A 10,761-nucleotide genomic window follows, 5' to 3' on the forward strand; every position below is an offset into this window, starting at 1 on the left:
GCGACGCCTGGGGCTGCTCTCCGCGACCCTGTTCGCGGCGATGCCGGCGCTGTGGTCGCTGGCCAGCTTCGGCTACAGCGACGGGCTGGCGCTGCTGTCGACGGTCCTCGTGGTCTGGGCCGGCGTTCGGGCCTGGTCCCACCCCGTGAGCCGCTTGTGGGTGCTCGTCAGCGGCGCGGTGGTCCTGGCCGGGCTGAGCCGAGGTTCGGCCCTCGGTCCCGCGGTCGCCGTCGGAGCCCTGGTCGTTGCCGGTCGCGCCGGGTCCGGTCGGGGTGCCGGGACCCGCGGCGACAGCGGCTCGCGCCCTCGCCCCTCGGCCACACCACGCGATGTGAGCGCCGTCGCGCTGGGCATGTTTGGTCCGGTGGCGGCGATCGCCGGGTGGTGGTACGTCCGCAACACCGTGATGTTCGGCGATCCCCTGGCCTCGGGAGCGCTGCTGGAACGGTACGACAAGACCCCCCGTCCCGGCGGGCTACTCGGCGCCCTGGGCGACCTCGAGTGGTGGCGGATCTTCTTCACTGATCTGGTGGGCAGCGTCTACGCACCCGACTTTACCGTTCGGCCCCGCCTGGCGACCTGGGCCCTCTGGATGATCGCCGCGGTGGTCGCCGTCGCCGTGGTCAGCCTCGTGGCCTCGACGGTGTGGCGTCGGACCAACCGAGGCGCGCCGCGCCTTCACGGGCTGCCGATCGTCGGTGTGGCCGCCGCCGTCGTCGTGCTCGGGGTGTTCCGCCACATCGCCGGGGGTGGAGGTTCGCACCCGCGCTACATGCTTCCCGTGCTGGCGCTGTTGACGGTGGTCGTGATCGCCGGTCTGGATCGCCTGCACCACGCCGCGCCCGCTGCGGCAGTCGTGGTGATGACCGCCACGTCGCTCATGTTGCTGGGCCAGAGCCAGAGCTGGATGGCCGACGTGGTCGAAGGGTTCGGCGCGCCTGCGTACGGACCGCCCGGCCTCCGGGTGCTCGCGGTGGGCCTCATCGTCGTCGGCATCATCGGATCACTCGTCGTCGCCCGGCGCGAGCGAGGGCGTCAGGGCGATGTCGAGGGCTCCGCACCGAACCGCTCGCCCCCCGCGTCCGCCCCGTCGCCGTCCGGTGCGGACGCGGGACGCGGTCGGCGAGACCACTGGTAGGCCATGCCCGTGGCGCGCTCTGACCGTCCCCCACCCGGCCGGCCACTATGGCCCGGCCGGCCGCAAGGCCCCCCGGCCCGGAAAGGTCACGTGTCCACCCCGGTGGTGGCAGATCGACCCGTCAAAGGGGCGCCCGCGCCGCTCGGTGAGGCGCCCGTTCACTCGTCTCCGGGTCGCGGGCGGGGGCCATCGACGATGTCGGGGTGAGGCCGGAGGTCCATCAGGTCGATCTCGCCGCGCTCGATGGCGGCCAGCTCCGGGCGCACCCGAAGCAGGTACCACAGCGAGATGCCCAGCCCGATCACGGTGAGGAGCACGCCGGCGGTGACCGCCGCCATCCAGGGGCCCTGCGGATGGCGCGACAGGGCCCACACCCACCGAGGCCGACGGGCGGCGTCGAGCAGCGCCCAGAGGGTCAGGGCGAGCGGGATGCAGGCGGCGACGGTCACCAGCACCACCCATGCGACGTGTCCGACCGACAGCGACTCGGCGGAGCTCAGCAGCACCCTCCGAGGCTAGAGGCCGGCACTGACCCGTGGGCCCAACGCCCCCGGCAGGGCCACGTGCCGTCCTTGGTACGGGATCCCGGGTCGTCCGCGGGATCCCGTACCAAGAACCGTGACGGGTCACAGGCGGGTGCAGGATCTCGTACCGAGAACCGTGACACGTCACCGGCGGCGGCGGATCGCAACCTCGGCAACCGGTGTGCACTCCGGGCCGGGACGCGGATGCAGGCCGTCTCGAACGGCAACCCAGCCGCTCGCGGATGCGACCACCGGCCGAGCCGACGGACCGCAACGATCACCTACGGTGCTCGGTCGTGACGGTGCGCGTGGGGTTCCTGGGGGCGGGGCTGATCGCCACCTTCCACTCCAAGATGCTCCGCGCCAGCGGCGAGGATGTGACCTGGGCGGGGGTGTTCGACCCCGACGGTGACCGGCGGGAACGCTTCGCGGCAGCCAGCGGCGCGACCTCCGTCGACTCTGAGGAGGCGGTGCTCGACGGCTGCGACGCCCTCTACGTGTGCACCTGGACCTCCGAGCACCCTCGGCTCGTCGCCCTCGCGGTCGACCGGGGTCTCCCGGTGTTCGTGGAGAAGCCGCTGGCCCCGGACCTGCCGACGGCCGAGGCCCTCACCGACCTGGTGGTCGCCTCCGGCGTCACCAACCAGGTCGGGCTCGTGCTGCGGCGCTCACCGGCGTTCAACCTGGTGCGGTCGCTGGTGGCCGATGCCGGACCGGTGATGGCGGTGGTGTTCCGCGACGACCAGTTCCTCCCCATCCAGGGCTCCTACGGGTCGACCTGGCGGGCCGACCGCTCCCGCGCCGGCGCCGGAGCGCTCATCGAGCACTCGATCCACGACCTCGACATCCTGGAGCACGCGATCGGGCCGGTGACCTCGATCTCCGCCCAGCAGGCCAACTTCCACGGCCACCACGGCATCGAGGACGTGGTGAGCGCCACCCTGGCCTTCGCCGGCGGCGGGCTCGGCACCCTCACCTCGGTGTGGCACGACGTGCTGTCGCGCCCGAGCCTGCGCCGGCTGGAGGTCTTCTGCACCGACCGGTGGCTGGCGCTCGAGGGCGACTGGTTCGGCCCCGTCACCTGGCAGCCCGCCGATGGCCCGGCGGTCACGCTCGACGGACCGGCGGTGGTCGAGGAGTGCACCCGGCGGGGCATCGCCATGGGTAACCCCGACGGCGACTTCGTGCGGGCGGTGCGGAGCGGCGCGCCGGCGTGGCCCGACGTGACCGTGGCCCGGCGGGCCCACCGGCTCGTCGCCGCCGCGTATCAGTCGGCCGCGACCGACGGGGCGCCGGTGCGAACCGGGACCGGCGGGGCCAGCTGAGCCCGCCGCGGGCCCGGGATCGGGTCGTCGTCGGGTCGGCCTCCTCGCTCGTGCTCGCGCTGAACCCGCCGCCGGCCGTGTTCTGTACCCACACCGCCTCGCCCGCGGCGAAGAGGCCACCGTTCGACGCGGTGGCCGAGGCCAGCTCGCCGCTGAGGGTACGGCCGACGGGTCGCCCGCCGCGGGGCCGGGCCAACCCGCCGCCACGGCTCAAGATGGCGTCGATCTCCTCGGGGCCGACCGGGTGGCTGAGCAGGTACCCCTGGGCCAGCTCGCAGCCCAGCCGGTGCAGCTCGGCGAGCTGTCGAGGCGTCTCGATGCCCTCGCCGACGGTCACCATGCCGAGGGCCTTGGCCATGCCGATGACGTGCTCGACGATCGCGGTGTCCTCCACCGATTCGCCGAGGCCCATCACGAACGAGCGATCGATCTTCAACATGTCGAGGCTGAAGTTCCGGATGTAGGACAGCGACGAGTAGCCGGTGCCGAAGTCGTCGAGGGCGAGCTTGATGCCCATGCGCTTGAGCAGGCGCAGCGAGCTCCAGGCCGCCTCGATGTCGACCATGAGGGCGCCCTCGGTGATCTCGAGGCAGATGGAGCCGGGCGGGACGGGCGTGGCGGCGACCACGGCGCGCACGTGCGCGTCGAAGCCGCTCTGGGCGAGCTGGCGGGCCGAGACGTTGATCGCCACCCGCAGCGGCGGACGGTTCGGGTAGGCGCGATGCCAGATCTGGGCTTGCTTGAGCGCCTCCTCGATGATCCACGCCCCGACGGGCACGATGAGACCGGACTCCTCGAGCACGGGGATGAACTCGACCGGCGGCACCGGCCCACGGTCAGGGTGGTCCCAGCGCAACAACGTCTCGACGGCGACCATCTGGCCCGACGCGGTGTCCACGACCGGTTGGTACGCGAGGCGGAAGCCGTTCTCCTCGGCCGCCCTGCGGAGGTGGGGCTCGAGGGTGGCCGGGCTGAAGCGGCGCCCGTGGACCGACTCGTCGAAGAAGACAGGACGGCCGTCGTCACGGGCCTTGGCGTCGTACATGGCGGCGTCGGCTCGGCGGATCAGCTCCTCGCCGGTCTCGTGCGGTTCGCTCACGGCGACGCCCACGCTGGCCGCGACCCGCAGGGTCTCGGACCCGATCCCGAACGGCTCCTCGAGCGCGGCGAGCACCCGGCGGGCATGGCGCTCGGCCACCGGGCGCAGGGGATCCTCGCGGCACACGATGAGGAACTCGTCGCCGGCGTAGCGGATCACCCGTTCGGCCTCCCTCTCCCCCACGCACTCGCGCAGGCGAGCGGCCAGCGCCACCAGCAGGGCGTCGCCCACGTCGTGACCGTGGGTGTCGTTGATGACCTTGAAGCGGTCGAGGTCGACGAACAGGAGGCCCACGCGGGCCCCGGCCCGGTGGACGGCCTTCATCTCCCGGTCGATCCACTCGGAGAGGAACAGCCGGTTGGGAAGGCCGGTGAGATGGTCGCGCAGTGAGAGGCGGGCGAGCTTGGCCCGGACCGCCATGACGTCGCGATAGCGGCGCACGGCGTAGATGGTCGTGGCGACAGGGACCAGGAGGACCACCGCCAGCAGGCCGTTGAGGTTGAGCGGCTCATGGCGGCGAGCGCCGTCGATGACCCGGTCAGCGACCTCGAAGTGGATCGACGCGGCCGCCGCGAGGGCGCAGACGGTCACCAGGAGGGCCAGGTCGACGCCGGCTCGGCCGTCGCGCTCACGTGACGCCGCTCGTGACGCTCTGATGGGTCGACCTCCTCCTGCGATGTGGTGCCCCGGTCCTCATCGGCCGCTCGAGGAGAGGGTTGAGAGCCAGCCGCATCGCCCGCCCCGTCAGGGATCCCGGCCGGGAGCGGCGTCGGAGGTCGGTCGGTCGCCAGGGGAGGGCTCCGGGGGCGGGTCGGGCGGGCCGAGGTCCCACCAGGAGCCGGTGCGGAGGCGGCTCACGATCGGCTCGAGCCCCACGAGCAGGGCGGCGGCGTAGGCCACGCCGTGCACGCGGGAGAACTGCTCGGGCCAGCGGAAGCCGGCGGGGAACCCGTGGCGCACCTGCTGGACCACGACGTAGGCGGCGGCCAGGCCGAGCAGGGCTGCGGGTCCGAGGGCGAGCAGCACCCGGGCCCGATCGAGCCGCAGGCCCAGCACGGCCACGACGAGCAACACGGCACCGGCGACGGGGTTCACCGCGGCCAGGCCGGCGAGACCGGCGGCCAACCCGACGGCGACGGTGACCGGCCAGGACGGGGGGCCACCTCCTGAGCGGGTGAGCACCGCAAGGGGACTGGGTCGCTCGTCGCGCGGCCCGGCGGTGACCGACGCGGGTTCGCCCCGGCGCCACCGCCACGGCCGCAGGGCCAGGGCCAGGGCCACCAGCGCGGCGAGGACCGACGCCGCGAACCCACCGAACACGGCGCGCTGGGGTTGCCACACGACCTCGACGGTCACCGGATCTGCGCCGGCGGGGATCGCGAAGCCCGACGAGTACCCGTCGACCAGCACCGGTGCGCCGAGGTCCTCGCCGTCGATCGACGCCGTCCACCCCGGGTTGTCGCTCTGGCCGATCACCAGCCAGGTGTCCTCGGCCCGGGGTCCGACCTCGACCGTCGATCGCCAGCGCTCCTGGGCCGTGACCTCGGTGGCCACCTCGTCGGTCTCGGGAAGGAGCCGGCCCTCGCCCGTCACCGCCGCGCCGCCCGCCTCCGAGCGGAGGGTGAGGCTGTCGATCTGGAGCCCGACGTCGGTGAACCGGGCGGTGCGGAGCTGCGAGGGGCCGGCGGGCAGGCTCACCTCATCGGCGCAGAGGGAGACGTCGAGGGCGTCGCCGGCGAGGGCGGCGTCGGTGGCGCCGGTGATGCGCACCCCGACCTCATCGCCGGCCACGGTGAGCAGGTCGCGCCGGCACCCGGAGTCGAACGACGCGGGGGGCGCCTCGACGTCGAGGCCTTCGATGCCCCACTCGGTGATGCCGACGGGCATGACGACCGGCATGCCGGAGATCCAGTCGTTGGTGAGCACCGGGCGGGATCGGTCGATGTGGATGCGGATGTCGCGGCCGGTGACGGCCTCGGGCAGCTCGAGGGCCACCTGGGTGACGGCGTCCTTCTCGGGCTGGTCCGCGACGGGCGGCACATCGACGTAGGTGGTGACCTCGCCGTCGGCGACGATGCGCAGGCGGGTGGGCACGGTGTGGCGCCCGTCGGCCACCACGGCCAGGTCCATCCGGTCGAAGGTGACCGGCTCGGCGGTCCGGTACTCGGCCCACTCCGCGTCCTGGCCGAAGAAGCCGGGGCTCCAGTGGGTGTCGGGATCGCCGTCGATCGCGGCGGTGGCCCGGGCCGTCAGGTCGCCGGGCAGACGGCGTGACGACGAGGCCTCGACGCCGCCGTCGTCCACGGTGGGGAGGCCGATCAGCTCGTCGATGAGGGCATCGACGGCGGTCGGGGAGAGGCGGGCCGTCCCCGTCAGGCCGAAGTCGCGGGCGGAGGGGAGCTCGAGGTCGCGGACGAGCGTCGGCTCCTCGTCGGAGCGGATGGCGGCGGTCGGGCGGGAGCGCAGCCGGGTGAGCACGAGGGCGAGGGGGTGGTCGATGGCGTCGTCGCCGAGGGCATCGAGGAGATCGGTCGGCGGTCGGATCGACTCGTCGAGGCGGAGGTCGTCGTCGCCGAGGCGGATGTCGGCGAACCCGATCCCGCTCAGGCCGTCGTAGTCGTCGCGGGCACCGGGGTCGGTGGCGGTGACCTCGACGGTCACGGTCTCGAACGTCTCGGGGGCGGGGAGGTCGATCCACTCGCCCTCGCCCTGGCGCGACGCCTCGCCCAGGTCCACCTCGACCACGCGGTCGTCGTCGAAGCGCAGCCGGACGCCGGTGATCCAGCGGTTCTGGCCGCCGCGAGTGCCCTGCAGGAAGCGGATGCGGTCGGTGGTGCGGTGCTCGTCGTAGCGGATCTCGAGCCGCTCGCCGACCGCCGCGGAGCCGGCTGCGGTGTACCAGGAGGTCCGCAGGTCGTCGTCGAGGGCCATGGCCGAGCGGTCCTCGGGCGTGTAGCTGACGCTGTTGCCGTAGCTGGTGGCCTGCACCGACACGCCCCCGCCGTGCACGGCGACGGTCTCGGCATCGGAGCCCGCGCCGGCGAACAGCGGAAGGCGGTTGTCGGTGGGATCGACGCGCAGCGGCTCCTCGTCGGCCCGCTCGGTCTTGCCGTTCGTCTCGTGGACGACGCCCCACCGGCGACCCGCCCGCCGGTTGGTGTCGGTGACCACCAGCGGCGCTCCCTCGGCGACGGCGCGGCGCAGGGCCTCGGGCCCGCCCCCCCCATCGGCCCCGAAGGCAGCCGAGTACCGGAGCAGCTCGTCGCCGTCGATGAGACCGGCGGCGGCGGCGGCGATGAGCCCCTCGCCGTTGCCGGCCAGCACCACGGTGGACGACTCCGGCTTGGCCCCGACGATGGACGGGTCGCCGTCGACGGGGAAGAGGGCGACCTTGGGGGGATTCGGCAGGTCAGGGTCCGCGCCCAGCTCGATCTCGTCCTCGAGCGGAAGCCTCGGGTCGGGCACGTTGGGCTCGGTGCCGCCGAAGCCCGTCGCCGGTCCCAGCCCGGGCGCGTCCCGCAGCACGGCGTAGACCTGGCGGGGCCGGACCAGGTTGAACCGCTCGTAGGCCAGGTCACCGCGCAGGACCACGTCGCCGACCCCCATCAGGCGGGCGACAGGGGCGATGGCCTCGGGGTCGAGCACCGCCTCCTGCAGCTGGCGGTCGAGCGCGTTCAGGAGGTCGGCCGACGCAGGGGTGCCGTAGGGGATGAGCTCGCGGGCCACGTACGGTCGGTCGCTGATGCCCGGGGTGATGGGATCGACCGTGTTGCCCCAGCGGTAGGAGGCGAAGTCCGAGCCGGGCACCTCGAGCACCCGTGAGCGATGGCCGCCGGCCTGGTTGCGGCCGCGAGCGTCGATCCCGTCCGCGGCCTGGTCCCAATACGTGGGGATCTCCTCGTCGCGCTGGAGGTTGTCGGCCACCATCTGGCCGAGCCACAGCGGCGGCAGGGCGACGATCGCCAGGAGCACCAGGGCGCCGGCCGCCGGGCGCTCCAGGCGTCGCGCTCGCTCCCCGAGCGCGGAGACGGCCATGCCGGTGAGGACCGCCAGTCCGAGGGCGAGCAGAGGGGCCGCCCGGGGCAGGCTGCGCATGGCCAGGCCGGCCTGGGACTGCAGGAAGGCCTGGAAGCCCTGGCCGACGGGGGCGGCGTCGTCCCAGGGGTGGGCCCCGACCGAGACGACGAGGCCGGTCACGATGAGCCCGACGAAGAACGCCCGGTAGCGCCAACGGACCAGGGTGGCGCCGAGCAGCCCGATGATGGGCAGCGCGTAGGTGACCGCGAGAAGGCCGGGGTTCTCGGTGTAGGCGCCCGACGGCTCGATCCAGGCGCCGAACTTGTCGTCGCCGTAGAAGTACCAGTAGCCGAGGCCTCGGAACACCTCGGGCGCGCTGGAGGCCTCGGCCACGGTGCGGGCGGTCTCGGTGTACCGCAGGACGTCGATGCCGAACGCGCCCTGGGACCAGAGGCCCATGATCCACCAGAGCGAGGTACCCACGCTGAGCAGCCCGATCCGGGCGGCCACGCCGACGGCCTGACGCAGTCGGATCTCCTTGAGGACGAACGTCGCGTACGGCACCCAGAGGGCGGGCGCGACGCCGACGAGGAGCAGGGCGGTGGCGTTGGTCGAGCCGAACGTGGGCACGGCGAGGGCGAAGAGGGCCGGGTGGACCCAGCTGCGCTCCCGGACGGCACGGACGGTGAGCCCGAGGAGCCAGCCGAGGGCGGCGAAGGGGAGCAGCAGGGCCGAGATCCGCGCCCCCAGGGTGAGCACGTAGGGCGACAGGGCGTAGAGGAACATGGCGACGGTGACGCCGGGCCCCCCCTGCCCGAGGCTCCGCAGCAGGTAGCGCACCCCCAACCCGGCGAGGAACAAGATGGAGCCCAGCCAGAGGCGCTGGGCCATCCAGTCGGGGACGCCGAGAGCCTCGTTGGCCCAGTAGAACGGCCCCATGGGCCACAGGTAGCCGATGTTCTGGTGGGGGACGGTGCCCAGCCCCACGTTGGGGTCCCACATCGACCAGGCCCGGCCGAGCAGCCGATAGGGGTCGAGGTACAGGTACGACTTGGTGTCGGCTCCGACCTGGCCCCGGTGCGTCAGCAGCAACGGGACGTAGCAGACGAGGCCCAGCAGGCCGACGGGCGCCCAGGGTCGGAGCGCGGCGAGGGGGAGGCGCGCCGGGCGCCGGGACGTCGTCGTGGCGGTCACGAGGGCCGGGCGGGGACCGACCAGGCGGGGGACCCGGTCACCGGCGGCGCCAGGCCCGCCAGGGTCGGTCGCGCCAACGCTCGGCCTCCTCGGCGAGGGCGGCGAGGATGCCGCTCGCGGTGGCCTCCCAGGTGTACTGCGCCGCCTGCTCCGACGCGCCGGCCGACAGGCGGGCTCGGAGCTCCGCGTCGGAGGTCACCGCGGCCAGGTGGCGAGCGAGGTCGCGTTCATCCTCCGCGAGCAGGCCGCTGTGCCCGTCGACGACGGCATCGACGTGGCCGGCGATGCGGGTGGCGACGGCGGGCGTGCCACAGGCGGCGGCCTCGGTGAGGGTCATGTTCCACCCCTCGCGCACCGAGGACGAAGCGACGACCGACGCCCGGCGGTAGAGGTCGAGCTTCTCCTCGTCGGTGACGCGCCCGGCGAGGGTGGCCCACTCCTGGGCTCCGAGCCCGGCGACGAGCTCCTCGAGCTCCCCGCGGAGCGGGCCGATGCCGGCGATCACCAGCTGGAGGTCAGGGGTGGTGGCGCGGGCCGCGGCGGCGGCCCGGATGAGGCGGTCGAAGCGCTTCACCGGCACCAGCCGACCGACAGCCAGCACCAGCGGCGGGGTCGACGGGGTGCCTCCCGGCGTGTAGCGGGGGTCGACGCCGGGGGGCACCACGTCGATGCGATCGGCCCGGAAGCCCAGCTCGACCATCTCCCGCTTGGACGACGGTGCGAGGGTGATCATCCGGCTGCGGCGGTAGATGAGCGGCGCAACGCGACGCTCGACGGTGTCGCCGACGCGGGCCAGGTGGGGCGGCAGCACCATCTTCCACATGTCGGCGTGGACGTGGTGGAGCAGCACGACCCGGGGCACCGTGGCCCACAGCGGCGAGAAGAACGGCATGCCGTTCCAGACCTCGACCAGCCCGTCGGGGCGCCCGTAGGCGCGCCGGATCTCGGCCAGCGCGGTTCGGGGGAACACCTGGTAGCGCCCGGCCTTGCGCACCACCTCGTAGCCGTCACGCCGTCCGTGGTTGGGGTGGCCCTGGGCCCACGACGTGCGCATCAACACGTCGAGGCCGACCTCGGCCCAGAGGCGGGCGACGGTGGCGGCGTGCACCTCGGACCCGCCGGCCTCGACGTCGTCGAGGTCACGCCAGGCGATCAGGTGCACCCGCTGGAGCCCGCCGGCGGCGGCGATGTCGCCCAGCTTCGGGGTCCGGTGGCGGGCGGCGGGCTCAGGCGGGGGGGCGGGAGAGGAGGTCACAGGATCACGGGCTCGGTGCGGACCCCGGGATAGGGTGCAACGCCGACGCCACCCGCTCCGGGCAGCCATCTCACGTTAGAGCACGGGCCTGGCGATCGGCGATCATCCCGGGCCGGCGTGGCCCGGCCGCCCCGGACCCCGACCCGAGCAGAGTGCCGCACCCATGACCGCCCCCGCCGATCCCGCTTCCGACGCCGCCGGCGGTGCTC

The 10,761-nt window shown here is 73.8% G+C and carries 5 protein-coding genes and 1 pseudogene; 2 read left to right on the forward strand and 4 right to left on the reverse strand.

Annotated elements, in window-relative coordinates; all coding sequences use genetic code 11:
* On the forward strand, positions 1 to 1,138 hold a 1,138-nt coding region (locus VNL12_RS14335; protein ID WP_325595624.1), incomplete at its 5' end, for a hypothetical protein.
* A gap of 158 nt (positions 1,139 to 1,296) precedes the next feature.
* On the opposite strand, the gene VNL12_RS14340 is transcribed toward VNL12_RS14335, so the two are convergent.
* A complete protein-coding gene (locus VNL12_RS14340; RefSeq protein WP_325595625.1) occupies positions 1,297 to 1,644 on the reverse strand; it encodes a hypothetical protein in 348 nt (115 codons plus the stop codon).
* A 260-nt stretch (positions 1,645 to 1,904) separates the two neighbouring features.
* Between VNL12_RS14340 and VNL12_RS14345 the strand changes: the two are divergent.
* Positions 1,905 to 2,696: pseudogene (locus VNL12_RS14345) on the forward strand (Gfo/Idh/MocA family protein); the annotation flags it as partial.
* Positions 2,697 to 2,769: 73 nt separating this feature from the next.
* Here VNL12_RS14345 and VNL12_RS14350 read toward each other — a convergent pair.
* The 3 genes from VNL12_RS14350 to VNL12_RS14360 form a co-directional block, all read right to left on the reverse strand.
* The gene (locus tag VNL12_RS14350) at positions 2,770 to 4,677 is read right to left on the reverse strand and encodes a putative bifunctional diguanylate cyclase/phosphodiesterase (RefSeq protein WP_325595626.1); all 1,908 of its coding nucleotides are present in this window, start codon (positions 4,675 to 4,677) and stop codon (positions 2,770 to 2,772) included.
* Positions 4,678 to 4,830: 153 nt separating this feature from the next.
* Positions 4,831 to 9,297 carry an alpha-(1->3)-arabinofuranosyltransferase domain-containing protein gene (locus VNL12_RS14355; RefSeq protein WP_325595627.1) on the reverse strand — a complete coding sequence of 1,489 codons (4,467 nt, stop codon included), beginning with the start codon at positions 9,295 to 9,297 and terminating at the stop codon, positions 4,831 to 4,833.
* Positions 9,298 to 9,334: 37 nt separating this feature from the next.
* Positions 9,335 to 10,552 (reverse strand): glycosyltransferase family 4 protein, encoded by a 1,218-nt coding sequence (locus VNL12_RS14360; RefSeq protein ID WP_325595628.1) that lies wholly within the window; start codon positions 10,550 to 10,552, stop codon positions 9,335 to 9,337.
* Positions 10,553 to 10,761 lie beyond the last annotated feature (209 nt).

The sequence above is a fragment of the Iamia sp. genome (genome assembly GCF_035575815.1).
Classification (GTDB): domain Bacteria; phylum Actinomycetota; class Acidimicrobiia; order Acidimicrobiales; family Iamiaceae; genus Iamia.